This window comes from Janthinobacterium sp. P210005 (assembly GCF_036231865.1).
In the GTDB taxonomy this organism is placed as follows: Bacteria; Pseudomonadota; Gammaproteobacteria; order Burkholderiales; family Burkholderiaceae_D; genus Janthinobacterium; species Janthinobacterium kumbetense.
In genome coordinates this window covers 1,888,026-1,912,955 of the sequence record NZ_JAZARC010000001.1, presented here as the reverse complement: position 1 = coordinate 1,912,955, position 24,930 = coordinate 1,888,026, and the positions used below count along the sequence as shown (strand labels likewise).

Sequence of the window (24,930 nt, the reverse complement as noted above, 5' to 3'; positions counted from 1 at the left end):
CACAATCCGCCGCAAGGCGGATTTTTTTAATCACGCTAATAATAAGATTCCACTATCATGACTACCCCACAATCGAACGATCAACATCTCTGGGTCAACTGGGAAGAATACCACCGCCTGATCGAGCGCCTGGCGCTCAAGGTCTACGAATCGGGCTGGAAATTCGACCAGGTATTGTGCCTGGCGCGCGGCGGCGTGCGTCCTGGCGACGTATTCTCGCGCATTTTTGATTTGCCACTGGCCATCCTGTCGACCAGCTCCTACCGCGAAGATGCGGGCACGGTGCGCGGCGACCTCGATATCGCCAAGTACATGACCATGACCAAGGGCCCGTTGGCTGGCCGCATCCTGCTGGTCGACGACCTGGCCGATTCCGGCGTCACCCTGGACAAGGTCACGCGTCACCTGAAGGAAAACTTCCCTGACGTGACCGAAGTCAAATCGGCCGTGATCTGGCTGAAAGGCTGCTCCGTCGTGCGTCCCGACTACTTCCTGGACGAACTGCCGCACAATCCGTGGATCCACCAGCCGTTCGAAGACTACGACGGCCTGCGCCCGCACCAGCTGGCGGCGTGGATCAAGAAGGGCGAAGCAGGCAAGTAATTTTGCGTGCACTCTTGCTAAAAAAAGACGATCGTGTATCGTCTTTTTTTTCGTCCAAGGAAATGCCATGACCATCTTGCACACGGCGCGCCTGCGCCTCGAACCCGTCACCGAGAAGCATTACGACGCCATGCACGCCATGAACTCGGATACCGAAGTGATGACTTACCTCAATGCGGGCCAGCCGGAGACGGAGGAACATACACGTGCCGCCGTTGCCCGCATCATGGGGCGCTGGGTCGAGTGGGGCTATTCGTGGTGGGCCTTGATCCGCACCGAAGATGAGGTGCTGGTGGGGCTGGCCTGCCTGCAGCATATCGGCGGCGATAAGGCGCAGCCGCACGAAATCGGCTGGCGCCTGGCGCGGGCCGGCTGGGGCAAGGGCTACGCCAGCGAGGCGGCCAATGCCATCGTCGCGCATGCCTTCGACGTCATCGGTGCGCCCGAAGTGGTGGCCGTGGCCCACCCGGACAATGCCGCCTCGATCAAGGTCATGACGCGCCTGGGCATGCAGTACGTGGGCATGGAGCGCCATTACGACCTCGATAGCGTCGTGTACCGGCTGGTGCGTCCATGACGGCAAGGCCTAAGCCCCTGAAGCTGGGCTGCAGCTACGGCGTGCGCTTTTCGCCCGAAGGCACGCGCCTGGCCGTGCTGGGACGCGACCTGGTCCTGTGGGACGTGGCGGCGCGCCAGAAGCTGTGGCGCGGCAAATTCATCGCGCACATGTCGGACATGGGCTTTTCGCCCGACGGCAGCCGGCTGGCCATCAAGAGTACGACGGGCCAGATGGTTGTGGTGGATGCCCTCGCCGGCCAGTTGCTGCTGAACTTCCAGAACAAGAAGGAGGGCGAAGGCTGCGGTCCCGCGTGGTCGCCTTGCGGGCAGTATCTTGCCGACGGCGGCTGGGATGGCCGCCTGCGGGTGCGCGACGCGCAAACGGGCGAGGTGCTCTTCACGCAGGCGCACCCGGGCGAGATGCTGCGCGGCATGTGGGCTATCGATGGCGGACGGCGTTTGCTACTCCTGCATGGCGTCAAATCGGTGGAAGAGGGGCAAGTGCAGCCGCCCGACTATTGCAGCGTGTGGGACTGGCCGCTGCAGGCCGGTGCCGGCCGCGTGGTGCTGTCGCTGCCGAAGCTGGCGTCGTGCGCGCCGTCGCCCGATGGTACGCTCCTGGCAGTGCTGCATTACGCTGACGGCCAAGAGTGTCTGTCCGTACATGCGCTGGACGATGGCCGCCGGCTGGCCACGGTGGCCGTGGAGGCGGGCGGCGGCACGGGCGACGCCTTGCGCTGGCTGCCCGACGGCGGCGCGCTGGGCCGCATCGGCAAGGGCAAGCTGCTGTTCTACGCCTGGCCGGGTCTCGGCGTGCTTGCCGAACACGCCATTGCCTATCCCTGCGCGCTGGACTTCTTGCCTGGCACGCCATTGGTCGCCATCGGCTCCTGGGAGTCCGGCATGCTGACGGATCTGAATCTTCACAAGGAAACCGCATGATCACTTGTTATTTACGCTACATCATCGACCCGTATAAATTGCGGGAATTCGAAGCCTACGGCAAGCTGTGGATACCGCTCGTCGAACGCTTCGGCGGCCAGCACCACGGCTACTTTTTGCCGTCCGAAGGCGCCAGCAACGTGGCGCTGGCCATGTTCTCGTTCCCCAGCCTGGCCCTGTACGAGCAATACCGCAGCGACTCGATGCAGGACGCCGAATGCCAGGCCGCCTTTCGCTATGCGGAAGAGACGCGCTGCATCGTCAGCTACGAGCGCAGTTTTTTCCGTCCCGTGTTTGCCTGAACGGGGTCAATCGCGCTGCGGCGCGCCCAGGGGGAAGAGGTGGCGGTACGGACGTGCCTCCTCCACCGCGCGGGCGAACGAAGGACGGGCCAGCAGGCGCGCGCGGTAGGCGCGCAGCAGGGGCAGCGTTGCGGGAATCGGCTGCGTCCAGTCCGCGTAGAACAGCGCGGGGGCGGCGGCGCAGTCGGCCAGGCTGAAGCGGTCGCCGGCGGCCCACGTCCTGCCGGCCAGGTGCTGTTCCAGCCAGGCGTAGGCCAGCTCCAGCTTTTCGCCGGCAAACGCGCGGCCTTCGCGGGTCTTTGCCGGGTCGCCAGTCAGGGCGGCGCCGACGGCATGCTGCACGGGTGTCATGACGTGCAGGTCGAAATAGCGGTCGAGAAAACGCACGTCCAGCGCCTGCATCGGGTCGTCCGGCAGCAGGCGCAGCGGACCGGGATGGGCCAGTTGCAGGTATTCGATGATGATGCTGGTCTCGGCGACGTTGCGCTCGCCGTCCACCAGCAGCGGAAACTTGCGCAGTGGCCAGCGCTCGAGCCACTCTTGAAGGTGCTGGGGCATGTCCGGCGCCAGGCAGCGGAAGGCGAACGGGATGGCGTTCTCGTACAGCGCGATGAGTACCTTCTGCGTGTACGAGGAAAAGGGATGGCCGTAGAGGATTAGCGACACGGTGGGAACTCCTGTCATTGTGAAAGGTTGGCAACACGCGCGTGTGCCAACGATAGTGCAATGACAGGATCAATGCAAGCGGTACGCGCCGTTCCCGCTTGCCGCCGTGGCGCGCCCGCCTAGCCGAGGTTCGCCAGGTAGCGCAATCCCGTGATGCTGGGGAAGAAGCAATACACGCCGCCACGCGTGATGACGCTGCGCGAGAAATGCTGCAGTTCGGTATTGCCGCTTCCCTTGGCGCCCACGCCGGGCAAGGTGAAGGAACTGACGGCCGGGTCGTTGATGCCCAGGAAGACGTCCTGGCCGCTGATGTTGAACGTGGCATCGCCCGCCTCGGGACCGGCCGGGCCGACGGCCGATTTGACGAAGGCATCGTCATTGTTCCATTGCTTCATCAGGAATTCGAACTGATTGCGCAGGCTGGCATTGATGAAATAGCCGACCAGGCCGCGCTGCGTTGCGATGGGTGCTGCCGGATCGTATTCGCTGCCGTAGGGCATGGCGCGCCGCACGATGCGGTGGTGGCGGGCGGAGGCGCCCACGACGGCTTCGTCGCGCGGATTATTGCGCCGGATGTGTGCGCCGATCGGGCATTTCAGGCCCAGCGTGTCATCGAGGTCCGGCTGCCCATCGACATAGTGAAAGCGGTTCAGGCTGGCGTCCGGCAGCACGGGCCCGGCCTCGTCCGGCCTGAGCACGAGCGGATTGCCGTTGCGCCAGCGCCCGCACATCTTGGCGGCCACCATTTCGGTCGTGAGCCCGGAACTGGCCGCGCCCTGGCTCAGGATGCTGTCGAACAGGGCCACGTCCTGCTCCAGGATGCGGAAGGCGGCATAACTGCCATTGGTGGACAGTTGCGGCGGCTGCACCGCGTAGGTGCCGCCGTTTTCATTCGGATAGCCGAGCAGGAATTCCCCCGTCTTCACGCTGTTGAGCGGATCAGGGGCGTGCTCGCGCTTGCGCTGCGGGGCGCCATCGACGTCCGGCTGGGCGATGCTGTCGCGGTAGCCGAAATGCACGCGGTTGTCTGGCAGGGCCACGCCGTCGTGCGCATACAGTTCGCGCCAGCCGGCGGCAAAGGCGCGGCGTAGTGTGGCCGAGGTCGCCTGCAGCACTTCCGTCGATTCGCTGACCCACAGGCTCAGCAGCGCATGCACCTGGCCATGCTGGGTTGCCGGCCCCAGGTTGCCGAGCCAGTGCTCGGGGGCGCTGTCGCCCACGTCGCCCACGGCATTGACGCTGGCCGGATCGGCCGCGCCCCGTTGAAATGCCTGGTCAAAGGTGGCCAGGTCGGTCGCGGCAATGCCCAGCGCCGACAGGCCGGGCGCGGTAAAGCTGAGATTCAGGAAGCAGGGCGGCTTGGGGTGGATGTGCCGCGCCGTGGTAATAGACGGCAAGCCGTCGCTGCCGTCGAGCAGGGCCGCGATGGTGCGCCGTGCCTGCGCCGCATCCGTGATGCTGAAGATGAAATGGCGCGCCAGGTTGACGCGGTAGCCGCGCAGGATCGTGCCTTGCACGTCGTCGTAATCGATGGTGGAATCGGCCATGCTGTCTCCGGGGGCTGGGGTGGTGGCTGGCAGGGTGGTGGGGCCGCTTGCGCAGCCCCGGCGTGGCTTTCGGCTCAGGTTCGGAATGCGGCGATGATTTTCTGGACGGTCTGCGGATAGGCGCTGTACAGGCCGTTATTGGGCACGTGCTGCGCGGCGTCGTTGGCCGTGATGAAGGCTTCAAATGCGGCCACATGGTTGGCAACAGGAATCAGCGCCTTGCCGCCCACGACAAATTGCAGCAGCGCGTCGAATACCTCGCCCAGTTCGCCCACGAAATCTTCGATGTAGTCGTTGAAGTTGCCGTCATACTCGGTGATCACGCCGATGACCAGGCTATCGGAAGTGCCCGCCGATTGAATGTTGGGCAGCAGATTGGGCTGGGAGCGGTCAAGCAGGGTAAAGCGGGCAAAGTGCACGGTACCGATAGTGGTAAGGGCGGCATTGATCTTCGGTTGGTATTCCAGCAATGTTGCGGCGATGGCGGTCGGATTGGTGCCGGGCAGCGCCGGCATCATTAAGCACAGTGGATTTGCCATGGGAGGCTCCTCATTACGTGGTTGTCGGGACGACCGACACTACGCCGCGGCACCTGCTGCGTCAAAAACTATATTTTTGCATCTGTTGCTAAATACACACTGTTGCATCATGGTAAATGATGGGAAATGCGGTCTCATGTGGATAGTTGCCGAGCCTGGCCAGCGCTGGCGGGCACTCTGCCGCCAGGCTGTTCCGGCCTGTTTCAGGAAGCGCAAGTGGCGCCGCCGGCAAGCCGGCTTCCGTCGCCATTATTTTTGCCGGATGGGGTGCTGACGCTCCCGATTGCCACGCTTCAATCCTCGGCCTGGAATTCGCTGGCCGAGACGAACAGATCCCACGAGGCGATGAACAGGGCCGCCACCACGGGGCCGATGACAAAGCCGTTCAGGCCGAACAGGGCCATGCCGCCCACGGTCGACAGCAGCACCACGTAGTCGGGCATCTTGGTGTCCTTGCCCACCAAAACGGGGCGCAGCACGTTGTCGACCAGGCCGATGACGAAGACGCCGAAGGCGGCCAGGCCCGCGCCTTGCCAGATGGCGCCCGTGGCCAGGAAGTAGACGGCAACGGGGGCCCAGACGAGGGCGGCGCCGACGGCCGGCAGCAGCGACAGGAAGGCCATCAGCACTGCCCACAGCAGGGGCGCCGGCACGTCGAGGAACCAGAATGCCAGGCCGCCGAGGGCGCCCTGGGCAATCGCCACGAGGATGTTGCCCTTCACCGTGGCGCGGATCACCGTGGTGAAATTGGTGAACAGGCGCTGCTTGTATTTTCGGCTCAGCGGCACGGCGCCCTTGATGCGGGCTGACAGGGAGGAGCCATCGCGCATGAGGAAAAACAGCAGGTACAGCATGATGCACAGGCTGGTGAGGAATTCGAAGGTGTACAGACCCACATTGATGGCTTTCACCGCCACCACCTGGCTCACCTGCGTGGCGCCCTCGGCCAGCTTGTCCTGCAGGCTGGCCAGGCTGGTCAGGTTGAAGCGGTCGAGCAAGTTGATCAGCCATTGCGGCAGCACCGCCATGATCTTATCGAAGAACATGGCGACCGTGATTTCACCCGAACGTACCATTTCCACGACGCTGGCCGCCTGGTTCACCAGCGACACGGAAATGAGCGACAGCGGCAGGATCACGATGACGATGATCAACAGCAAGGTGAGCAGCGACGCCACGCCGGCGCGGCCCCTGGTCTTTCGCAGCAGCCAGCGGTACACGGGCGCGAACAGGATCGCCAGGACGACGCCCCAGAAGATGGCGCCCGCATAGGGCGCCAGTATCCAGCCGAAGCCGATGGTGACGACGCTGAGGAGGAGCAAGAACACTTTCTGGTGCAGCGTGAGGGTAGGCATGGGCGGCGGCGCAATGATCAGGGTTGAGTTGCCCCATCATAAGCGAGGCGTGCTGCGGCGCGCCATACAATTGTCATGCTGCGTGCGCGAACGCACCCGGCGCCGCGGGCTGGCAACGCGGTGGCGGCAATTCCAGTAAGCTGTCGTTCCAGGCGTTCCATCCCGGGCGCCTCTGACTACTTTAGGAACGCGCGTGCTTGACCCCATTCACTTTTATGAACCCGCACAGGGCCATGGCTTGCCGCATGACCCGTTCAACGCCATCGTGGGGCCGCGGCCCATCGGCTGGATCGCCTCACGCAGCGGCGAGGGCGTGCTGAATCTGGCGCCGTACAGCTTTTTCAACGCCTTCAATTACCATCCGCCGCTGATCGGATTTTCCAGCATCGGCCGCAAGGATACCTTGCGCAATATCGAACAAACGGGCGAATTCGTGTGGAACCTGGCGACGCGTCCGCTGGCCGAGGCGATGAATGCCAGCTGCGCGCCGGCGCCGCCCGAGGTCGACGAATTCGCGCTGGCCGGCCTGACTCCGGCCGCCTCGCGCATCGTCAGCGTGCCGCGCGTGGCCGAAAGCCCCGTGTCCTTCGAATGCCGGCGCACGCAGATCATCGAGCTGCAAGGCGTCAATGGCGATGGCGTCGGCAGCTGGCTGGTGCTGGGTGAAGTGGTTGGCGTGCACATCGCGCGCCACCTGCTGACCGATGGCGTGTACGACACGGCGGCCGCCGCGCCGATATTGCGCGGCGGCGGGCCGGCCGATTATTTCGAGATCGGGCCGGACAGCCTGTTTCACATGCGCCGGCCCAGTTATCCCTGAAGGAGCGAGGCGGGGCGCTGTTGCTGCGTGACGCAATGGCATGCGCGACCGGCCAGCCCCCATGCCTGGCGTGACATTTACTTGCCCAGGATCGACGCCACGTTGTCGGTGCCCGGTGCGCCGAACAGTTGCTGCTTGAGGATGTGCAGCTGGTCGCGCACCTGCGCCGCCTTTTCGAATTCCAGGTTCTTGGCGTGGTCGACCATCAGTTTTTCCAGGCGCTTGATTTCCTTGCTGACCTGTTTTTCGCTCATGGCTTCGAACTTCGCCGCTTCCTGCGCCACTTGCAGGGTTTCGCGCGCTTCCTGCGGGCTGTAGACGCCGTCGATCATTTCGCGGATCGATTTCTTCACGCCGATCGGGATGATGTTGTTGGCCGTATTGAAGGCGATCTGCTTGGCGCGGCGGCGCTCCGTTTCGTCGATGGCGCGGCGCATGGAATCCGTGATGCGGTCGCCATACAAAATCGCCGTGCCGTTCAGGTTGCGCGCGGCGCGGCCGATGGTCTGGATCAGGCTGCGCTCGGAGCGCAAGAAGCCTTCCTTGTCCGCGTCGAGGATGGCCACCAGCGACACTTCCGGCAAGTCCAGGCCCTCGCGCAGCAGGTTGATCCCCACCAGCACGTCGAAGGTGCCCAGGCGCAGGTCGCGCAGGATTTCCACGCGTTCCACCGTCTCGATGTCGCTGTGCAGGTAGCGCACCTTGATGCCGTGGTCGCCCAGGTATTCCGTCAACTGCTCCGACATGCGCTTGGTGAGGGTCGTCACCAGCACGCGCTCGTCCTTCTTGATGCGCTCGACGATTTCCGACATCAGGTCGTCCACCTGGCTGCTGGCGGGGCGCACGATGATCTGCGGGTCGACCAGGCCGGTCGGGCGCACCACCTGCTCGACCACCTGGTCGGAATGCGTCTTTTCGTATTCGGCCGGGGTGGCCGAGACGAACACGGTCTGGCGCATCTTTTGCTCGAATTCCTCGAATTTCAAGGGCCGGTTGTCCAGCGCCGACGGCAGGCGGAAGCCGTAGTCGACCAGGTTGGTCTTGCGCGAGCGGTCGCCGTTGTACATGGCGCTCAGCTGGCCCGTCAGCACGTGCGACTCGTCGAGGAACATCAAGGCGTCGGGCGGCAGGTAGTCGACCAGGGTAGGCGGCGGTTCGCCCGGCAGCGCGCCGCTCAAATGGCGCGAATAGTTCTCGATGCCCTTGGTGAAACCGATTTCCGCCATCATTTCCAGGTCGAAGCGCGTGCGCTGTTCCAGCCGCTGCTCTTCGATCAGTTTATTTTCCTTGCGGAAAAATTCGAGGCGCTCGCGCAGCTCGTCCTTGATGGTTTCCACGGCGCGCAGCACGGTGGAACGGGGTGTCACGTAGTGCGAACCCGGATACACGGTGAAGCGGGGGATCTTTTGCCGCACTCTGCCCGTCAGCGGGTCGAACAGCTGGATCGATTCGATCTCGTCGTCGAACATTTCCAGGCGCACGGCCAGTTCCGCATGCTCGGCTGGGAAGATGTCGATGGTGTCGCCGCGCACGCGGAAGGTGCCGCGGCCGAAATCGACTTCGTTGCGCGTGTACTGCATCTGGATCAGGCGCGCGATGACGTCGCGCTGCGCGACCCTGTCCTTGACGCGCAAGGTCAAAATCATCTGGTGGTATTCGTTCGGATTGCCGATACCGTAGATGGCCGAGACGGTGGCGACGATGATGACGTCGCGCCGTTCCATCAGCGACTTGGTGCAGGACAGGCGCATCTGCTCGATATGTTCGTTGATCGACGAATCCTTTTCGATGAACAGGTCGCGCTGCGGCACGTAGGCTTCGGGCTGGTAGTAATCGTAGTAGCTGACGAAGTATTCGACCGCGTTTTGCGGGAAAAAGTCGCGGAACTCGCTGTACAGCTGCGCCGCCAGCGTCTTGTTCGGCGCGAAGACGATGGCGGGCCGGCCCATGCGCGCGATGACGTTGGCCATGGTATAGGTCTTGCCCGAACCGGTCACGCCCAGCAAGGTCTGGAAGGCCAGTCCGTCGGCAATCCCCTCGGATAATTGGGCGATCGCCGTGGGCTGATCGCCGGCCGGAGGGAAGGGCTGGTGCAGCTTGAAGGGGGAGTCCGGGAAAGAGATAATTGCGCTTTCCGCCTCGCTGGCGGTAGATAATTCGGGCATGTGAATCAGACCTTTGTTAGAATAGTGCTCTGCTGGCGGCCCTGGCGTTGTATTTTGGGGCGCTGTCTACAACTCCGCTGTGAACCTGCTTCCAATCGAATCCAATCTTATCATGACGAACCCAACTGTTTCTGCCAGTCTGTTTAGCGCCATCGAGATGGCCCCGCGCGACCCGATCCTGGGCATCACCGAAGCATTTAACGCGGACCAGAATCCCGCCAAAATCAATCTGGGCGTCGGCGTCTATTATGACGACAACGGCAAAGTGCCTCTGTTAGCTTGCGTACGCAAGGCAGAAGCCATCCTGATCGAACAGGCCGCCCCACGCACCTATCTGCCGATCGAAGGCCTCGCCGCCTACGACAAGGCTGTGCAAGAACTCGTATTTGGCGCCGATAGCGCCGTAATTCAAGAGCGCCGCGCCGTGACCGTGCAAGCCATCGGCGGCACGGGCGCGTTGAAGATCGGTGCCGACTTCCTGCAGCGCTTCGCGCCGGGTGCCCAGGTCTACATCAGCGACCCGAGCTGGGAAAACCACCGCGCGCTGTTCGAGAACGCCGGTTTCGTCGTGAATAACTACACGTATTACGATGCCGCCACCCATGGCGTGAACTTCGACGGCATGCTGGCCAGCCTGAACGCCATGCCAGCCGGCTCCATCGTCGTGCTGCACGCCTGCTGCCACAACCCGACCGGCGCCGACCTGAGCGTGGCCCAGTGGGATCAGATCATCAGCGTGGTGACCTCGCGCGGCCTGGTGCCGTTCCTGGACATGGCCTATCAAGGCTTCGCCAACGGCATCGCCGAAGACGGCGCCGTGGTGCGCCGCTTCGCCGACGCGGGCGGCCCGCTGCTGGTATCGAACTCGTTCTCGAAATCGTTCTCGCTGTACGGCGAGCGCGTGGGCGCCCTGAGCGTCGTCGCCGCCAGCGCCGACGAAGCGGCCCGCCTGCTGTCGCAGCTGAAGCGCGTCGTGCGCACCAACTACTCGAACCCGCCGGTACACGGCGGCAAGGTGGTCGCCACCGTTCTGGCCACGCCGGAACTGCGCCAGCTGTGGGAAGAGGAACTGGCCGGCATGCGCGTGCGCATCCGCGAAATGCGCAATGCCTTCGTGGAAAAGCTGAAAGCCAAGGCGCCAGGCCACGACTTCGAATTCGTGCGCCAGCAAATCGGCATGTTCTCGTACTCCGGTCTCACCAAGGAGCAGGTGGCGTCGCTGCGCGAGCAATCGATCTACGCCGTCGACACGGGCCGTATCTGCGTGGCAGCATTGAATTCGCGCAATATCGACATCGTTATTGACGCGATCGCCAAAGTGCTTTAAGATCTTGCTTCTTCGGCGCTGCATGCAAGTGCGGCGCTGATGGCGGTAGAAAGTCGGCGATGGCCGTGTTTGTGAAGATGCAGTATCAGTCTTGCAAATATGGAACAAGCGACATATAATATTGCCTCTTTTCCCTGATAGCTCAGTTGGTAGAGCGACGGACTGTTAATCCGCAGGTCCCTGGTTCGAGTCCAGGTCGGGGAGCCAGAATTCGGAAGGCCACGTTGAAAAACGTGGCCTTTTTTGTTTTTGCGCCGCCGGTGCGCAGCTTGGGGCAAGATAAGATTTTCCCTATGGAAATCTGGACAGCGCCAAGTTTGGCCTATATAATACGGCCTCTTTTCCCTGATAGCTCAGTTGGTAGAGCGACGGACTGTTAATCCGCAGGTCCCTGGTTCGAGTCCAGGTCGGGGAGCCAGAATTCGGAAGGCCATGTTGAAAAACATGGCCTTTTTTGTTTTCCGGCGCCGCCAGCGGGGCTTGCCTGTGCGTGATCGCGTTTTGCGCTATCCTGAATGTATCACTTCAGGAGCACCTTCCCATGACTTGTACCTCCGCCTTGCGCCACATCGTCCTGTGCGACTTCCTCGACGGCATCACGTCTGCCAAGCACGCCGAGCTCGTTTATGAGTTTTCCCAACTGAAACACCGCATTCCCGGCGTGCGGCAATTCGAATGGGGGCCGAACGTCAGCCCGGAAGGCCTCGACGACGGCTTTACCGATTGCTTTACCCTGACCTTCGATGACGCCGCCGCCCGCGACGGGTACCTGACCCATGCGGCCCACCTGGCCTTTGTCGAGCAGCTGAAGCCATGGCTGGGCCGCGTGCTGGTGTTTGACTACTATCCGCAAGAGCAGCCGGGCTGACGGCTGCCAGGCAGGGTAGCGCCGGGGAAATACAGATTTTTCTGGGGGAAATCTGGACATCGTAAAATTTCCCCTATAGAATGCGGCCTCTTTTCCCTGATAGCTCAGTTGGTAGAGCGACGGACTGTTAATCCGCAGGTCCCTGGTTCGAGTCCAGGTCGGGGAGCCAGAACACGCAGTAGCAGAAAGCCCAGCCTTCACCGGTTGGGCCTTTTGCATTTCTGGGCTGGCGCAGACGCCCGTGTCGCCTGCTCTTGATCCACCGCATGGACCACCAGGCATCTGGCGCTATGCTGGAAGAGACAAGGCGTTGGCGGCTCTGTCATCGCTTGCAATTTCCGGGAGGGGCTGACATGGATGACATCGCACGCGCCGGACCGGCGACGATCGTGCTCGTGCATGGTGGTTTTGTCGACGGGTCCGGCTGGGAAGGTGTTTACCGGGTACTGCGTGACGAAGGCTGTCACGTTGCCATTGTGCAAAACCCAACGCTATCGCTGGCGGACGACGTGGCCGCGACGGGTCAGGTCATCGCCGCAGTACCGGGTCCCGTGGTCCTGGTCGGTCATTCGTATGGGGGCGCCGTGGTCACGCAAGCGGGGAACGATCCCAAGGTCAAGGCATTGGTCTACATCGCGGCGTTTGTGCCGGATCAAGGGGAGTCTGTCGATTCCTTGCTGAAGAATGTCCCGCCTGGCGCGCCGGTGCCGCCGATCTTGTCGCCGCACGATGGCTTCCTGTTGCTCGACCAGAAAAAGTTTGCGGCCGCCTTCGCCGCCGATGTGCCCAGGCACAAGGCCAACTTCATGGCGGCATCGCAAGTGCCCTGGGGGATGGCGGCCTTGACGGGCGTGGTCAGCGCGCCAGCGTGGAGGAGCAAGCCCAGCTGGTATCTGGTCGCGACCGGGGACCAGATGATTGCACCGGCGATGCAGCGCCAGATGTCGGAACGGGCGGGCTCGACGGTGGTCGAAGTTGCCGGCAGCCATGCCATTTACATTTCGCAAGCCCACGCGGTGGCGTCGCTGATCCGCAAGGCTGCGGCGAGCATTGCCGGCGACTAGGCCGGCAGTGTGCCGGCCAGCCTGTCGGCCCCCGAAAAGGGCCCCATGTCATGGGGCGTCGGATCAGGGCTTGGCAGTCGCATCCAAGGTCTTGATGATGGCTTCTTGAAATTGCACCGGTTCATCCTGGTGTATCTGATGGCCGGAATGCTCGAAGAAGAACAAGCCCTTCCTTGGCGCCTTCAAGGTGTCGAAATACGCTTGCGTGATCCTGGTCGAGGTCTGGATATCGTTTTTGCCGACGAAGAAATACACGGGGCAGTCAACGCTCTTCAAGGTCTTGGGCAAATCAATGTTCATGACCTCGTTCCAGACGGGCGACCAGGTCTTTGACCATTGCAGAAAACCCGTCTTGAAACCTTCGCTCGTCGCAAATGCCTTGCCATCCTTGTAGAAAAGCCATTTCCGTAAATAAAACATGCTTTCGTCACTCGCAAACGGAAAACTGATGCTGTTCAGCTCCTGGCTGGCGACGGCATTGTCCTTGAAATGCACTTTCAAGGCTTGCAGCAATTCTTTCTCGCTTTCCAGCTGGCTCACGACCGGATTCGACGCGAAATAGGCATGCAGCAGTTCCGGGTGACGCTTGACGATATCAAAGCCCAGGACGTTGCCCCAGGAACTGCCCAGCAAGTATATTTTGTCCTGCTTTAACTCCTTGCGCAGAAATTGGATGACTTGATACGTGTCCTGCTCCATCTGCCCGACGGACGGCTGCGTGGGGGAGGGATTCAGTTTCAAGGTTTTTCCGGCATCCCGCTGGTCCCATTGCACAATCGTAAATCTGCTTTTCAGGAGATTCGTAAAGGCATCCGCCCCCTTGATCATGGAGCTTCCCGGGCCGCCGGATAAAAACAGCAGCACGGGCTTGTTCGCGTCGTCCGTCTTGATTTCCACCACTTGCTTGATGCCGCCAATATCGGGTGTCAGGGTGGTGGTGACTTCCGCGGAAGCGGGTGTCGCTGCCGCCGTGATTTGCGCCTTGCATGCGTAGAAGGGAATCAGGGCGGTCAAGAGCACTGCCAATGTCATTTTTTTTATCATGGTGTCAGGGTCGGTTTCAGGTTGCTTGCACCGGCGCATTCTGCGCCGCAGTTGAACAGCTAATTTATCGCATGGTTTCCAGCGGGTACGTCGACATGTCTCCTCGTTAAAAAGTTGTTTTTATAAAAATTATTAACTTTGCCCGGCATGCAGCCGCAACGCTTCCAGCGCCAGATAAGCGGCTTGCAATTGCGCGGCGATGGCGGCCAGGCCGCTTGCCGCGGGCGTAGGCGGATCGCCGTGGTAAGCCGTGCCGTACTTCGCATGCACGCCGCCTTGCGCGCGCATCGCTTGCAACTGCGCCGCTGTGGCGGCGATGCCGAAGCGGGGCAATACATCGCTGAAGAGGATGTCGGGCAATTGCTTATAGTTAATTAACTGCAGCTGGCCTGCCGCCGCATGGGACCGGGCGGCGTCGAACAGGCTGGCCAGCACGAGGCCCGTATAGCCATCGAGATCGCCCGGCGCCAGCTGGTGCGGGGGCAGCGGCAGCTGTGCCGGGTGCAGCATGCCGGGCACCATCTGCGGGCCGCGCTGGCGCTGGTGCGAGGCCAGCACGGCCAGCGGTTCGCGGTAGACGAACAGGCAGGGCGTGCCGGGAAACGCTTGCCGCAGCAAGTCCAGGCTGTGGATGTGCCAGCAGTCGAACTTGATGAAGAAGTGCGTCTGTGCGCCGGAACGGCGCTGGCCCAGGGCCAGGATGGCCTGGCGCAGCAGGGCCACGCTGGCCGCCGGGTCGGCGCTGTCGTGATGCAGGCGCAGCAGCGAGTCGATGACGGGCGGCTCGGACATCACTATGCATTGCGGCAAGGATGCCAACAGCTGGCTCAGCAGGGTCGAGCCGCAGCGCGAGACGTGGAAGATGAAGGCGTCGGGCGCCAGGCAATCGCCGAGCGTCGCCAGCGCCGCCAGCGGCGTGCGGCAGACGCGGCGCTCCCCGTGCGGCTGGCGCGCCAGGGTATTGACAAAGAAGGCGTCGCTGAAGGGTGTTTTTTCCAGCTCGCGCCAGCACATGGCGGCGTCCGCCCATGTTTCGCCCCGCTCCACGTACAGCGGATACCAGCCGCGCAGGTCCATGCTCTCGTGCCACGGCACCGTCTCGCCCCTGGCCAGCAAGCGTTCCTGCTGGGCCAGGCCTGGCGCGGCGCTCACGGCGCGTTCCCGTCGGCCAGGGCAGCCAGCGCGCTGGCCAGCGCCAGGCTGGCGGGCGAGGGCGATAGCCGCAACTGGGCGATGACGGCCCGCACATTGCCATCGTTGATGCTGGGGTCGCCATACCTGTGGGGCGCTTTCGGCACGAAGCCGGCCGAGGCGAACAGCGCTTCGAGCCAGGCATTGCCGATGCAGTCGAGCACGAGGTGGATGCGCGGCGTCGTGCCCCGGTTGTGCACCGCGTGCAGGCAGCTGGCATCCATGTACCAGGCGTGCCCGGCCGTGAAGTGGACGGTCTCGCCATCGATGGTAAACAGCACCTGCGGCGAGGTGTGGATGGGGATATGGATGCGGACGAGGCCATCGGCCAGCGACATGCCGGCGTCGCGGTGCTCGCGGATGAGGGTGCCCGGCGCCAGCGCCATCAGGCGCGCGGCGTGAAGCTCGCATGCGAAGCTGACAAGCACCTCGCGCAGGCAGGGGCAGCGCGCCAGTTGCGGCGTGGCGGCATAGGCGGGGCCGTTGACGGGCATGATATCGCCGGCTGCTCCGCCGGGCGAGCGCAGCGGTATGCAGCTCCAGCCCGTGTCATAGGCGCCCGTGTTGAAATGGCTGATCCACTCGCCGGCGGCGAACTGGTCGCTGTCGCTCCGCATGCGCGCCACGTCGAAGCGCAGCGGCAGTTGCAGCCAGGTGCTGGGGGTATGTTGCGCCGGCACTATGGCGCGCTCCATTCCAGTTGCTCCTGCACCTCGTTTTCCCCGCGCAGGCGAAAGCCCAGCCGCTGGTACAGTGCGCGCGCGGCGGCGTTGCCCTTGTTGACGGCAAGGTGGATCTGCCATTGCTGCGCAGCGGCTTGCGCTTGCAGGCCGCGCAGCACGGCGCTGCCGGCGCCCTGGCCTTGCGCGGCGGGCAGGATGGCGATGTCGACCAGGTGCAGCACCTGATTCCGGCGCTCCAGGATCAGGCGGCCGATGGGCGTGTCGCCGTGCTGCAGCACCAGGTACACGGCGTGCGGATACGTCTGGCGATAGCCGTGGCTTTGCATGCGCTGCTGCATGGCGATCAGCTGTTCGATGACGGCGGGCGCGGCCGGCATCTGGCGCAGGTCGTCGCGCGTGGAGCCGTACAGCGCGGCGGCAAAGCCCTCGTCGTCGTCGCGCTGGACGCGCAACTGGTAGGGGGCGGGCAGGCTGGCGAGGGCGGAAAGCGGCAAGGCGTGCATCGGTGCTCCGGTAGGTGGTTGCGATGGCGGCAAATGAGCAGGCATGTATTTATTTGCTATGCTGCCAATTTTTCCGCGTACTTGCAATCATTTCAAGGAGGCCGCCATGCATTCTGTCTTTATCCCGCCTTGCCCGTGGAGTCGCGCGTGAATCCGGCGCGCGCGGAACTGGCCGCCATTGCGGCCGCGCTGTGCGATCCGCAGCGCTCCCTGGCCAGCCTGGTCGGTGAAACGGTGCTGCTGCGCCAGCTCGTCGAGCGCCATTCGCGCCTGCCCATGGACCGGCAGGCAGGCTTGCGCGATGGCGAAAGTTTTCTGCCCAGCGGCTGGGCTATCTCGCCCGTGCAGGCGGGACTGTGCGCGCGCGAGCCGTACCGCAGCGCCGCCTTCATCCAGGGCCTGGCGCTGGCCGTGCGCGAGCGCCTGGACGTGAGCGGCGGGCGGCCCGTGCGGGTGCTGTATGCGGGTTGCGGCCCGTTCGCCCTGCTGGCCTTGCCGGTGATGGCCGTGCTGGATGCGCAGTTGGTGCAGTTTTCCATCCTCGACGTGCATGCCGAGACCCTGGCGTATGCGCGCGACCTGATCGCAGTCCTGGGCCTGGACAGCCACGTCGCCGAGTACCTTTGCGCCGACGCGGCCGCCTGCCGCATTCCTGCCGGCGCCATGCCGGACGTGATCGTCAGCGAAACCATGAATACGGCGCTGGGCAAGGAGCCGCAGGTGGCCATCCTGCGCAACCTGCACGCGCAAGCGCCCGCGGCGACGCTGCTGCCGGCGGCCGTCACCGTGCACCTGGGCCTGGACCGGCGCGCGCCGGATGCGCCGTGCACCGACTGGGGCCGCGTGTTTACCCTCGATGCGGACGCCTTGCGCGCCTGGCAGGATGAAGGGGGCGACAGCCTGCCGGCCGCCAGCATCCGCCTGCCCGACGTGCTGGAACAGGCGCCGCGATTGCTGACGCGCATCCGCGTGCATGGCGACATCGTCCTGGGCGACCATGAGTGCAGCCTGAACCTGCCCCTGGCCTTGCCCGGCAAGCCCAGCCTGGCCGGCGGCAGCGTGCTCGACTTCCATTACCGCCTGGGCAGCCAGCCGGGACTGGCGTTTTGCCTGCGCAGAATGCCTGAATCCATACCGGAATTGCCCAGGGCAGAGTCTCAGTAGTAGTACTACATTGGCAGACTATTTACTTCTGTAGGATAATATGGAACCGGTTCCATCTATGCGCAAATGCAATGTAGCGCAATCATCGAAGTCAATAAAATAACAAGTCTTGCGGGAGTCTCATGAACCATCCAGGCACTGAACCATCTGCAACATCCGTTTCATCCCTTCCTCGCGTCAGCCGCCGCCACGCCCTGATCGGCCTGGCTGCCCTGCTGGCGCAGGCCGGTTTCTGGAGCAATCCCCTGTCCGCCGCCATGTCGGCGCCGGCCAGCGCTCCGGCCACCGGCCTGGCGCCCGCCACCATGCTGTTCTACACCTTGTCGCAAACGATCACGGGCCACCGCGACCTGTCCGCCGCGACGGCGGCGCGCATCGAGCAAGCCATGCGCACCAACGTGCCGGGCTTCGCCGACCGCTTGCCGCAACTGGGCGCGCTGCTCGTCACGGGCCAGGAAGCCAAGGCCCTGCTGGCGGCCGCCAGCGCCGCCGATGCGGGACTGCGCGAGCTGGCGCTGGCCATCGTTGCTGCCTGGTACACAGGCACCGTCGCCGGCCATCCCGCGCAGGGCACGAAGTCCATCGTCGTCGCGTATGCGGAAGCGTTGATGTACCGCACGGTGGCCGATGGCCAGGTCGTGCCGACTTACTGCAATTACGGCCCTCTGTGGTGGCTGAAGGCGCCGCCCGCCGTGGGCGTGTCCGCGCCCGTGGCGCCAAAACCCGTACCGGCCCCGGCCACCACCGGCACTCCCGAAACCAAAGGCAAGCAAGCAAAATGAAATCACCCCAATTCAAGAGTAATGGCGACGTCGTCGCCGATGTCGTCATCGTCGGAACCGGCGTCGTCGGCGCCATGATGGCCGACCAGCTGGCCGCACAGGGTCACTCCGTGATCATGCTGGAAGCGGGCTTGCGCATCGAGCGGGGCCAAGCCGTGGAAAACTGGCGCAACATGCCGTTCGAGAACCGCGTCGGTTCCGACTTCCAGGGCCTGTATCCGCAGGCGGACAACGCGCCCGCGCCGCTGTATTTTCCAAAAAACAACTATGTGGAATTGTCCGGCCCCAGCGGCAGCAGTTTCCAGCAGGGCTATCTGCGCACGGTGGGCGGCACGACCTGGCACTGGGCCGCGTCGTGCTGGCGCCATTTGCCGTCCGACATGCGCATGAAAAGCGATTACGGGGTAGGGCGCGACTGGGCCATCTCCTATGATGAGCTGGAACCGTACTATTGCCGCGCCGAGCAGGAAATGGGCGTGGCCGGCCCCAACGACCCGGCGCTGCAGTCGCCCAGCGAGCGCAGCGCGCCGTATCCGATGGACATGGTGCCCTGGGGCTATGGCGACAAGCGCTTCGCCGAAGTGGTCAACCCGCACGGCTACCGTTCCGTGCCGATTCCGCAAGGCCGCTCGACGCGCCCATGGCAGGGACGCCCGACTTGCTGCGGCAATAACAATTGCCAGCCGATCTGCCCCATCGGCGCCATGTACAACGGCATCCATCACGTGGAGCGGGCCGAGCTGAAGGGCGCGGGCGTACTGGCCGAGGCCGTCGTCTACCGCATCGACACGGACCAGAACAACCGCGTGACGGCCGTGCACTGGTATGACGCCAAGAAACAGTCGCACATGGCGACCGGCAAGGCCTTCGTGATTGCCTGCAATGGCATTGAAACGCCCCGTTTGCTGCTGCTGGCGGCGAACCAGAACAATCCGAACGGCATCGCCAACAGTTCCGACCAGGTGGGCCGCAACATGATGGACCACTCGGGTTTCCACTGTACTTTCCTCGCCAATGAACCGATCTGGACGGGCCGCGGCCCCGCGCAGAGCAGCTGCCTGGTGGGGCCGCGCGACGGCGCCTTCCGCGCGCAGTATTCGGCCAACAAGATGATCTTGAACAATATCACTCGCGTGGGACCTGCTACCCAGCAATCCTTGAAGCTGGGCCTGGTGGGCAAGGACCTCGACGATGAAATCCGCCGCCGCGCCGCGTTCGGCGTGGACCTGTCGATCAGCCTGGAGCCGCTGCCGGAAGCGCACAACCGTTTGACATTGAGCAAGACGCGCAAGGACCCGCTGGGCCTGGCCTGCCCGGACATCTACTATGACGTGGGCGACTATGTGCGCGATGGCGCGAAGGCCGCGCATGCGCAGCTCGAACATATAGGCAAGCTGTTCGGCGCCGTGGAATTCCATATCACCGACAGCCTGAACGCGAATAACCACATCATGGGCGGCGTCATCATGGGTTCCAATCGCGCCGATTCCGTGGTCGACGGCAATTGCCGCGCCCACGATCACGCCAACCTGTGGCTGCCCGGCGGCGGCGCCATGCCGTCGGCCAGCGTCGTCAACACCACCCTCAGCATGGCCGCGCTCGGTTTGCGCGCGGCCGACGACATAGCCCGCACTCTGGCAAGGGAGGCAGCATGATGCGCCGCCTGTCCTTCGCTCTTAGCCTGGCCTTGCTGGCCGGCAGCGCCATCGCTGCCGTGCCTGCCTCGGCGCCGCCCGTCACCCTGACGCCGGACCGTCCCGCCGCGCCGGCGGCCGCCAAGCCCGATGCGCGCCTCGAGCGGGGCCGCTACCTGGCCATCGCGGCCGACTGCATGGCTTGCCATACGGCAGCGGGCGGCAAGCCGTACGCGGGCGGCTACGCCATCGACTCGCCCCTGGGCACGATTTACGCGACGAATATCACGCCATCGAAACAAGGCGGCATCGGCCGCTACACGGAAGCCGACTTCGCGCGCGCGCTGCGCGAAGGCGTGCGCGCCGATGGCAGCCATCTGTATCCCGCCATGCCCTACACCAGCTATGCGCAGCTGACGGATGCGGACGTGGGCGACCTGTATTACTACTTCATGCAGGCCGTTCAACCCGTCGACGCGCCGGCGCGCCAGACGGCCTTGCCATTCCCGTTCAATGTGCGCCTGTCGATGCTGGGCTGGAATACCTTGTTCCTGGACAATAAACGCTTCGTGCCGGACCCCACGAAAAGCGCGCAGATCAACCGCGGCGCCTACCTGGCCGAAGGCCTGGCGCACTGCAGCGCCTGCCATACGCCGCGCAACGCGCTGATGGCGGAAATCGGCAGCCAGACCCTGGCGGGCGCGTCGCTCGGTTCCTGGCATGCGCCGAACATCACGTCCGACAAGGTCAGCGGCATCGGCGCGTGGACGGATGCGGAACTCACGGCTTACCTGAAGACGGGCCACGTGGAAGGCAAGGGGCAGGCGGCGGGCGGCATGGCCGAAGCCATCCAGAACAGCCTGCAGTTTTTGCGCGACGACGACGTGGCCGCCATCGTGGCCTGGCTGCGCACGGTGCCGCCCGTGCGCGCGCCGGGGCAGACGCAAGCCGCCTTCAGCCATGGCAGCGCCGCCAGCGAAGAGCCGCTGCTGCGCGGCATGGCCAGTTCCACCGAGCGCCATTCGCTCAACAGCGGCGCGATCCTGTTTTCCGGCTATTGCGCCAGCTGCCATTCGGCCAGCGGCGCCGGCAGCACGGGCCAGGCCTATCCCGCCCTGTTCAACAACACGGCGACGGGCGGCAGCACGCCGGCCAACCTGGTCTCGGCCATCTTGTTTGGCGTCGAGCGCAAGATCGAAGGGGAAGAGCACGAAGCGTTCATGCCCCGTTTCGACCAGCGTTCGTATGTGCAACCCTTGACGGACGAGCAGATCGCCGCTATCGCCAATTACGTGCTGAAGCAGTATGGCAATCCGGATGTGTCCGTCACGCCCGCGTATGTGGCGCAGGCGCGCAGCGGCGGCGAGAAGCCCGTGCTGGCGCGCGCACAACCGTTCATGCTGCCGGGCGGCATCGTGGGAATCTTGCTGTTGATCGCGCTGTTTGTATTGCTGCGCCGGCGCCGCCAGCGCAAGGAATAAGTGTCGAAACGGCGGCGAATATGAACGTTGGGCGCAACTTGCAGTAAAATGCAGGCTGAAAAATGGTTACGAGCAATCGTAGCCATTTTTTATTCTGGCCCGATCCCGGCAATTGTTTTCGTCTTATTTGAAAATTGACAATGTCCCATTCCCTGCATCACCAATTTTTGCGTTTCGCCGCCGTCGGCGCTTCCGGCACGGCCGTGCAATACAGCGTGCTGTGGGGCGGCGTGGAATGGGCCGGCATCAGCGCCGCCGCCGCGTCCGGCATCGGCTACATCCTCGGTTCCGTCGTCAACTACCTCCTCAATTACTTTTTCACGTTCAAGAGCGACAAGGGCCATGGCGAGGCGGCCAGCAAGTATTTCACCCTGCTGGGCATCGGCTGGTGCATCAATACGGGCCTGATGTGGCTGCTGGTACACCAGCTGGGCTGGTATTACTGGCTGGCGCAGGTGCTGGCGACGGGAATCGGGCTGGTCTGGAATTTCGCGGGCAGCCGCTGGTGGGCCTTCAAGCCGGCGGGCGCAGCGGGAAAGTAGTCATTTCGTCATAAAAAGAGGCGCACTGGCCACACGCAGGCGCCCGGTTTTACCAAAACAAGGGGTTAATCATGCAGTTCCTGGAACGCTATTTCAAACTGAAGGACAACGGAACCAATGTGCGCACGGAGCTGCTGGCCGGCCTGACCACGTTCCTGACGATGGCCTACATCATCTTCGTCAACCCGTCCATCCTCGGCGACGCGGGCATGCCGAAAGACTCCGTTTTTGTTGCCACCTGCCTGGCGGCCGCCATCGGCACCCTGATCATGGGTCTGTACGCGAACTATCCGATCGCGCTGGCGCCGGGCATGGGCTTGAATGCGTATTTCTCGTACACGGTGGTCAAGGGCATGGGCATGAGCTGGGAAGTGGCGCTGGGCGCCGTCTTCATTTCCGGCTGCCTGTTCATCCTGGTCAGCCTGTTCAAGGTGCGCGAGATGATCATCAACAGCATTCCGCCCGCGCTGCGTACGGCCATCACCGTCGGTATCGGCCTGTTCCTGGCGATTATTTCCCTGAAAAGCGCCGGCGTGGTGGTGTCGAACCCGGCCACCATCATCGCGCTGGGCGACTTGCACCAGGCGGCGCCCATCCTGGCCATCCTCGGCTTCTTCATCATCGTCGCGCTGGACCGCCTGAAAGTGCCGGGCGCCATCCTGATCGGCATCCTCACCATCACCGTTGCCAGCTTCTTCTTTGGCGGCAACCAGTTCAACGGCATCGTTTCGACGCCGCCCGCCATCGAGCCGACCTTGTTCAAGCTCGACATCATGGGCGCGTTGTCGATCGGCATCGTCAACGTGGTGCTGGTATTTTTCCTGGTGGAATTATTCGATGCGACGGGCACCCTGATGGGCGTGGCCAACCGTGCTGGCTTGTTAAAAGACGGCAAGATGGAACGCATGAACAAGGCCTTGCTGGCCGACAGCACGGCGATCGCGGCAGGCGCCTGCCTGGGTACGTCCAGCACCACGGCCTTCGTGGAAAGTGCTGCCGGCGTGCAAGCGGGCGGCCGCACGGGCTTGACGGCCGTGGCCGTTGCATTGTTGTTCCTGGGCAGCCTGTTCTTCGCCCCGCTGGCGCACACGGTGCCGCCGTACGCGACGGCGCCGGCGCTGCTGTACGTGGCGTGTCTGATGCTGCGCGAACTGACTTTCATCGACTGGGATGACAGCACGGAAAGCATTCCTGCCGCTATCACGGCCTTGATGATGCCATTTACGTATTCCGTGGCCAGCGGCGTTGCGTTCGGCTTCATCACCTATGCGGTATTGAAACTGTTGACGGGCAAGGGCAAGCAAGTGTCCGTAGTGGCTTACATCATCGCCGCCATCTTCCTGTTCAAGTTTATCTACCTGGGCGAATAGCGGGGAGGGCAGGGCCGGAGCCGCGCGTCCGGTACTGCTATCGAAAAAGCGGCAATCGCAAAAAGGCCGCCCATGCATCCGCAGGGGCGGCCTTTTTTGATGACGGGGCCTACATCAGCAGCGCGGCCACCAGGTCTTTCCTGTCGTCGCTGGCGCTGCCGTCGAAGCGCAAGGCCGCTTCCACGTGCGACAGGTGCTCGACCATCAGGCGCGCCGCCAGGTCCGCGTCGCCACCGCGCGCCGCCTCGAGAAAGCGGCCGTGTTCGTCGTACGAGCAGGCGGCGGCGTGGCCGGACTGGTACAGCATGGTGATGAGCGAGCTGCGGCCCACCAGTTCGCGCACGATGTCGCGCAGGACGGCGTTGCCGGCGATATCGGCCAGCAAGACGTGGAAGTCGCCCAGCAGTTGCGAACGCAGCGGCGTCGCTTGCGCCAGCGCCAGGCGTTCCGCCTTCAGGTGGCGCTCCAGCATCCGGTAGTCGGCAGGCTTGGCCCGCGCGACGAATTCGCGCGCCAGGGCCGCTTCGATGACGCGCCGCGCGGCAAAGATGTCGCGCGCCTCCGCCTCGGTCGGCTGGCTGACGAAGGCGCCCTTGTCGGGCACCATGCGGATCAATTTATCTTTTGAAAGAATGAGCAGGGCGGCGCGGATCTTGGTGCGGCTGACGCCATACAGCCGGCACAGCGCCTCTTCGCGCAGCCGGGTGCCGGGCGGCAATTGACGCGCCACGATGGCGGCCGCCATATGCTCGGCAATTTCCGCCGAGCTGTCGCCGCTGCCGGGTTTGTCCACCAGGGTTGCGCTTGATTCTGTCATGTCGGGTGAGAGCAGTAAGCCAGGGGCAAGGTGAGCTTGCAAGCGCATGTCCGCGCGGCGGCGTGGTTGACGCCCCGTTGCCGGCATGCCGTTGTGCGCCTTCCATATCGGCAAGGCCTGGCTATTCTACTATCTTGCGTGGCGCCGCGCAGACGGGCGCAGCCATCTGGCGAGGCTGGCCTGCCGGCGACCTGTTTTGCTGCTCATGCAGCATCCATGTCGTAACGACTGGACATGGGAAATTTTGACGTATATAATTCGGCCTCCTTTCCCTGATAGCTCAGTTGGTAGAGCGACGGACTGTTAATCCGCAGGTCCCTGGTTCGAGTCCAGGTCGGGGAGCCAGAACAAGCAGCAGCAAAGGGCCACGTGGCAACACGTGGCCCTTTTGTCATGCGCGCACGGTTTCCGTTCACGCTGGCCATGCCGTGTTAGCGGCGTGCGCGACGCCGGCCCGCTGCTGGCAGGGGGCGCGCAGCGTTTCCCGGATCAGGGATCGACAAACACGTCGAAACGCACCTTGAGCGGGCTGCCCCACGAGATTTCCACCCAGGCCCGGAAGCCACCGTTGTACGGTGCAATGTTGTACACGGCCATGCGGGCGGCGCCAATGAAACGGTCCTGGGCAGTGGCGCCGTATTCGCTGATGTTGAGGAAGACGCGCGAATTGGCTTTCACGTTGGCATTGGCGAAGTTGACCGAAGGATGCACGCCGTTGGCCGTCCACGTGTAGTAGGTGGTGAAGGCGGCGGGGCTCAGGTTCAAGTCCTGCGCGGCCGCGCCTTTGGCGCTTTGGCCTTCCTGTTCCATCGGCAGCTCGGTTTCTTCCAGTGCCAGGTTGCTGCCGGTGCGATGTTCTACTTTCATTTCCATGATGTACTCCTGATCGATAGTTTGGACGCCGCGCCTGTCGTCGTGCGGCAAGACGCCCTATCTGTTGCCGTGACGGCCAGTGTCACGTCC

At 63.6% G+C, this 24,930-nt stretch carries 25 protein-coding genes and 4 tRNA genes; 18 read left to right on the top strand and 11 right to left on the bottom strand.

What is annotated here, in order from left to right:
* The first annotated feature begins 57 nt into the window (after positions 1-57).
* The 4 genes from VPH40_RS08505 to VPH40_RS08490 all read left to right on the top strand — a co-directional run bounded on the left by VPH40_RS08505 (position 58) and on the right by VPH40_RS08490 (position 2,405).
* Positions 58-603 carry a phosphoribosyltransferase gene (locus tag VPH40_RS08505; RefSeq protein WP_034752020.1) on the top strand — a complete coding sequence of 182 codons (546 nt, stop codon included), beginning with the start codon at positions 58-60 and terminating at the stop codon, positions 601-603.
* Between the two features lie 67 nt (positions 604-670).
* Positions 671-1,180 carry a GNAT family N-acetyltransferase gene (locus VPH40_RS08500; protein WP_328573199.1) on the top strand — a complete coding sequence of 170 codons (510 nt, stop codon included), beginning with the start codon at positions 671-673 and terminating at the stop codon, positions 1,178-1,180.
* Complete coding sequence (locus VPH40_RS08495; RefSeq protein ID WP_328573198.1) at positions 1,177-2,103, top strand: WD40 repeat domain-containing protein; 927 nt, start codon at positions 1,177-1,179, stop codon at positions 2,101-2,103. The genes VPH40_RS08500 and VPH40_RS08495 overlap by 4 nt, the downstream gene beginning before the upstream one ends.
* Positions 2,100-2,405, top strand: coding sequence for an NIPSNAP family protein (locus tag VPH40_RS08490; RefSeq protein WP_034752016.1), 306 nt, complete (start codon positions 2,100-2,102; stop codon positions 2,403-2,405). The genes VPH40_RS08495 and VPH40_RS08490 overlap by 4 nt, the downstream gene beginning before the upstream one ends.
* Positions 2,406-2,411: 6 nt before the next feature.
* Here the strand turns inward: VPH40_RS08490 and VPH40_RS08485 are convergent, their stop codons facing one another.
* The 4 genes from VPH40_RS08485 to VPH40_RS08470 all read right to left on the bottom strand — a co-directional run bounded on the left by VPH40_RS08485 (position 2,412) and on the right by VPH40_RS08470 (position 6,512).
* A complete protein-coding gene (locus VPH40_RS08485; protein ID WP_328573197.1) occupies positions 2,412-3,071 on the bottom strand; it encodes a glutathione S-transferase family protein in 660 nt (219 codons plus the stop codon).
* A 119-nt stretch (positions 3,072-3,190) separates the two neighbouring features.
* The gene (locus VPH40_RS08480; protein WP_328573196.1) at positions 3,191-4,618 is read right to left on the bottom strand and encodes a Dyp-type peroxidase; all 1,428 of its coding nucleotides are present in this window, start codon (positions 4,616-4,618) and stop codon (positions 3,191-3,193) included.
* A gap of 74 nt (positions 4,619-4,692) precedes the next feature.
* The gene (locus tag VPH40_RS08475; protein WP_143451500.1) at positions 4,693-5,157 is read right to left on the bottom strand and encodes a hypothetical protein; all 465 of its coding nucleotides are present in this window, start codon (positions 5,155-5,157) and stop codon (positions 4,693-4,695) included.
* Positions 5,158-5,450: 293 nt separating this feature from the next.
* Positions 5,451-6,512 (bottom strand): AI-2E family transporter, encoded by a 1,062-nt coding sequence (locus VPH40_RS08470; protein ID WP_328573195.1) that lies wholly within the window; start codon positions 6,510-6,512, stop codon positions 5,451-5,453.
* 193 nt (positions 6,513-6,705) lie between these two features.
* Between VPH40_RS08470 and VPH40_RS08465 the strand changes: the two genes are divergently transcribed.
* Positions 6,706-7,332 (top strand): flavin reductase family protein, encoded by a 627-nt coding sequence (locus VPH40_RS08465; RefSeq protein WP_328573194.1) that lies wholly within the window; start codon positions 6,706-6,708, stop codon positions 7,330-7,332.
* 77 nt (positions 7,333-7,409) lie between these two features.
* Here VPH40_RS08465 and uvrB read toward each other — a convergent pair whose 3' ends face one another.
* Entirely contained in the window at positions 7,410-9,497 is a 2,088-nt protein-coding gene (gene uvrB / locus VPH40_RS08460; protein ID WP_099667101.1) for an excinuclease ABC subunit UvrB, read from the bottom strand.
* Between the two features lie 112 nt (positions 9,498-9,609).
* Here uvrB and VPH40_RS08455 point away from each other — a divergent pair, with 112 nt between their 5' ends.
* The 6 genes from VPH40_RS08455 to VPH40_RS08430 all read left to right on the top strand — a co-directional run bounded on the left by VPH40_RS08455 (position 9,610) and on the right by VPH40_RS08430 (position 12,756).
* Positions 9,610-10,824, top strand: coding sequence for an amino acid aminotransferase (locus VPH40_RS08455; protein WP_180278725.1), 1,215 nt, complete (start codon positions 9,610-9,612; stop codon positions 10,822-10,824).
* Positions 10,825-10,955: 131 nt separating this feature from the next.
* Positions 10,956-11,031: transfer RNA gene (locus tag VPH40_RS08450), tRNA-Asn, on the top strand.
* A 135-nt stretch (positions 11,032-11,166) separates the two neighbouring features.
* Positions 11,167-11,242 (top strand) — tRNA-Asn (locus VPH40_RS08445).
* A 123-nt stretch (positions 11,243-11,365) separates the two neighbouring features.
* Positions 11,366-11,692 carry a Dabb family protein gene (locus tag VPH40_RS08440; RefSeq protein WP_099667102.1) on the top strand — a complete coding sequence of 109 codons (327 nt, stop codon included), beginning with the start codon at positions 11,366-11,368 and terminating at the stop codon, positions 11,690-11,692.
* A gap of 93 nt (positions 11,693-11,785) precedes the next feature.
* Positions 11,786-11,861, top strand: a tRNA-Asn gene (locus VPH40_RS08435).
* A gap of 184 nt (positions 11,862-12,045) precedes the next feature.
* On the top strand, positions 12,046-12,756 hold the full coding sequence (locus VPH40_RS08430; RefSeq protein ID WP_328573193.1) for an alpha/beta hydrolase: 711 nt from the start codon (positions 12,046-12,048) through the stop codon (positions 12,754-12,756).
* 63 nt (positions 12,757-12,819) lie between these two features.
* Here VPH40_RS08430 and VPH40_RS08425 read toward each other — a convergent pair whose 3' ends face one another.
* The 4 genes from VPH40_RS08425 to VPH40_RS08410 form a co-directional block, all read right to left on the bottom strand.
* Complete coding sequence (locus tag VPH40_RS08425; RefSeq protein ID WP_328573192.1) at positions 12,820-13,788, bottom strand: alpha/beta fold hydrolase; 969 nt, start codon at positions 13,786-13,788, stop codon at positions 12,820-12,822.
* 144 nt (positions 13,789-13,932) lie between these two features.
* Positions 13,933-14,952: a sulfotransferase gene (locus VPH40_RS08420; protein WP_328573191.1), complete on the bottom strand. Its 1,020-nt coding sequence runs from the start codon at positions 14,950-14,952 to the stop codon at positions 13,933-13,935.
* Positions 14,949-15,686 carry an aspartyl/asparaginyl beta-hydroxylase domain-containing protein gene (locus tag VPH40_RS08415; RefSeq protein ID WP_328573190.1) on the bottom strand — a complete coding sequence of 246 codons (738 nt, stop codon included), beginning with the start codon at positions 15,684-15,686 and terminating at the stop codon, positions 14,949-14,951. The genes VPH40_RS08420 and VPH40_RS08415 overlap by 4 nt, the downstream gene beginning before the upstream one ends.
* Entirely contained in the window at positions 15,671-16,177 is a 507-nt protein-coding gene (locus tag VPH40_RS08410; RefSeq protein WP_328573189.1) for a GNAT family N-acetyltransferase, read from the bottom strand. Before VPH40_RS08410 ends, VPH40_RS08415 begins: the two co-directional genes overlap by 16 nt.
* 147 nt (positions 16,178-16,324) lie before the next feature.
* Here VPH40_RS08410 and VPH40_RS08405 point away from each other — a divergent pair, with 147 nt between their 5' ends.
* The 6 genes from VPH40_RS08405 (at position 16,325) to VPH40_RS08380 (ending at position 23,150) form a co-directional block, all read left to right on the top strand.
* A complete protein-coding gene (locus VPH40_RS08405) occupies positions 16,325-17,341 on the top strand; it encodes a hypothetical protein (protein ID WP_328573188.1) in 1,017 nt (338 codons plus the stop codon).
* Between the two features lie 122 nt (positions 17,342-17,463).
* Positions 17,464-18,123 carry a sugar dehydrogenase complex small subunit gene (locus tag VPH40_RS08400; RefSeq protein WP_328573187.1) on the top strand — a complete coding sequence of 220 codons (660 nt, stop codon included), beginning with the start codon at positions 17,464-17,466 and terminating at the stop codon, positions 18,121-18,123.
* Positions 18,120-19,778 carry a GMC family oxidoreductase gene (locus VPH40_RS08395; protein WP_289910848.1) on the top strand — a complete coding sequence of 553 codons (1,659 nt, stop codon included), beginning with the start codon at positions 18,120-18,122 and terminating at the stop codon, positions 19,776-19,778. The genes VPH40_RS08400 and VPH40_RS08395 overlap by 4 nt, the downstream gene beginning before the upstream one ends.
* Positions 19,775-21,238, top strand: coding sequence for a c-type cytochrome (locus tag VPH40_RS08390; protein WP_328573186.1), 1,464 nt, complete (start codon positions 19,775-19,777; stop codon positions 21,236-21,238). Before VPH40_RS08395 ends, VPH40_RS08390 begins: the two co-directional genes overlap by 4 nt.
* A gap of 140 nt (positions 21,239-21,378) precedes the next feature.
* The gene (locus tag VPH40_RS08385; protein WP_034788967.1) at positions 21,379-21,780 is read left to right on the top strand and encodes a GtrA family protein; all 402 of its coding nucleotides are present in this window, start codon (positions 21,379-21,381) and stop codon (positions 21,778-21,780) included.
* Positions 21,781-21,851: 71 nt separating this feature from the next.
* The gene (locus tag VPH40_RS08380; RefSeq protein WP_092606241.1) at positions 21,852-23,150 is read left to right on the top strand and encodes an NCS2 family permease; all 1,299 of its coding nucleotides are present in this window, start codon (positions 21,852-21,854) and stop codon (positions 23,148-23,150) included.
* A 109-nt stretch (positions 23,151-23,259) separates the two neighbouring features.
* On the opposite strand, the gene VPH40_RS08375 is transcribed toward VPH40_RS08380, so the two are convergent.
* Positions 23,260-23,967 (bottom strand): GntR family transcriptional regulator, encoded by a 708-nt coding sequence (locus VPH40_RS08375; protein ID WP_328573185.1) that lies wholly within the window; start codon positions 23,965-23,967, stop codon positions 23,260-23,262.
* Positions 23,968-24,236: 269 nt separating this feature from the next.
* On the opposite strand from VPH40_RS08375, the gene VPH40_RS08370 reads away from it, so the two are divergent.
* Positions 24,237-24,312, top strand: a tRNA-Asn gene (locus tag VPH40_RS08370).
* Between the two features lie 144 nt (positions 24,313-24,456).
* Here the strand turns inward: VPH40_RS08370 and VPH40_RS08365 are convergent.
* Entirely contained in the window at positions 24,457-24,840 is a 384-nt protein-coding gene (locus VPH40_RS08365; RefSeq protein ID WP_251351372.1) for a hypothetical protein, read from the bottom strand.
* Between the last annotated feature and the right edge of the window lie 90 nt (positions 24,841-24,930).

What these genes read in the sequence shown, in the direction of transcription:
- VPH40_RS08380 (WP_092606241.1), top strand. Translation starts at nt 21,852, where the DNA reads ATGCAGTTCCTGGAACGCTATTTCAAACTGAAGGACAACGGAACCAAT.
- VPH40_RS08475 (WP_143451500.1), bottom strand. Translation starts at nt 5,157, where the DNA reads ATGGCAAATCCACTGTGCTTAATGATGCCGGCGCTGCCCGGCACCAAT.
- VPH40_RS08480 (WP_328573196.1), bottom strand. Translation starts at nt 4,618, where the DNA reads ATGGCCGATTCCACCATCGATTACGACGACGTGCAAGGCACGATCCTG.
- VPH40_RS08505 (WP_034752020.1), top strand. Translation starts at nt 58, where the DNA reads ATGACTACCCCACAATCGAACGATCAACATCTCTGGGTCAACTGGGAA.
- VPH40_RS08425 (WP_328573192.1), bottom strand. Translation starts at nt 13,788, where the DNA reads ATGACATTGGCAGTGCTCTTGACCGCCCTGATTCCCTTCTACGCATGC.
- VPH40_RS08470 (WP_328573195.1), bottom strand. Translation starts at nt 6,512, where the DNA reads ATGCCTACCCTCACGCTGCACCAGAAAGTGTTCTTGCTCCTCCTCAGC.
- VPH40_RS08365 (WP_251351372.1), bottom strand. Translation starts at nt 24,840, where the DNA reads ATGGAAATGAAAGTAGAACATCGCACCGGCAGCAACCTGGCACTGGAA.
- VPH40_RS08490 (WP_034752016.1), top strand. Translation starts at nt 2,100, where the DNA reads ATGATCACTTGTTATTTACGCTACATCATCGACCCGTATAAATTGCGG.
- VPH40_RS08415 (WP_328573190.1), bottom strand. Translation starts at nt 15,686, where the DNA reads ATGGAGCGCGCCATAGTGCCGGCGCAACATACCCCCAGCACCTGGCTG.
- VPH40_RS08455 (WP_180278725.1), top strand. Translation starts at nt 9,610, where the DNA reads ATGACGAACCCAACTGTTTCTGCCAGTCTGTTTAGCGCCATCGAGATG.
- VPH40_RS08495 (WP_328573198.1), top strand. Translation starts at nt 1,177, where the DNA reads ATGACGGCAAGGCCTAAGCCCCTGAAGCTGGGCTGCAGCTACGGCGTG.
- VPH40_RS08440 (WP_099667102.1), top strand. Translation starts at nt 11,366, where the DNA reads ATGACTTGTACCTCCGCCTTGCGCCACATCGTCCTGTGCGACTTCCTC.
- VPH40_RS08395 (WP_289910848.1), top strand. Translation starts at nt 18,120, where the DNA reads ATGAAATCACCCCAATTCAAGAGTAATGGCGACGTCGTCGCCGATGTC.
- uvrB (WP_099667101.1), bottom strand. Translation starts at nt 9,497, where the DNA reads ATGCCCGAATTATCTACCGCCAGCGAGGCGGAAAGCGCAATTATCTCT.
- VPH40_RS08385 (WP_034788967.1), top strand. Translation starts at nt 21,379, where the DNA reads ATGTCCCATTCCCTGCATCACCAATTTTTGCGTTTCGCCGCCGTCGGC.
- VPH40_RS08400 (WP_328573187.1), top strand. Translation starts at nt 17,464, where the DNA reads ATGAACCATCCAGGCACTGAACCATCTGCAACATCCGTTTCATCCCTT.
- VPH40_RS08375 (WP_328573185.1), bottom strand. Translation starts at nt 23,967, where the DNA reads ATGACAGAATCAAGCGCAACCCTGGTGGACAAACCCGGCAGCGGCGAC.
- VPH40_RS08410 (WP_328573189.1), bottom strand. Translation starts at nt 16,177, where the DNA reads ATGCACGCCTTGCCGCTTTCCGCCCTCGCCAGCCTGCCCGCCCCCTAC.
- VPH40_RS08430 (WP_328573193.1), top strand. Translation starts at nt 12,046, where the DNA reads ATGGATGACATCGCACGCGCCGGACCGGCGACGATCGTGCTCGTGCAT.
- VPH40_RS08390 (WP_328573186.1), top strand. Translation starts at nt 19,775, where the DNA reads ATGATGCGCCGCCTGTCCTTCGCTCTTAGCCTGGCCTTGCTGGCCGGC.
- VPH40_RS08500 (WP_328573199.1), top strand. Translation starts at nt 671, where the DNA reads ATGACCATCTTGCACACGGCGCGCCTGCGCCTCGAACCCGTCACCGAG.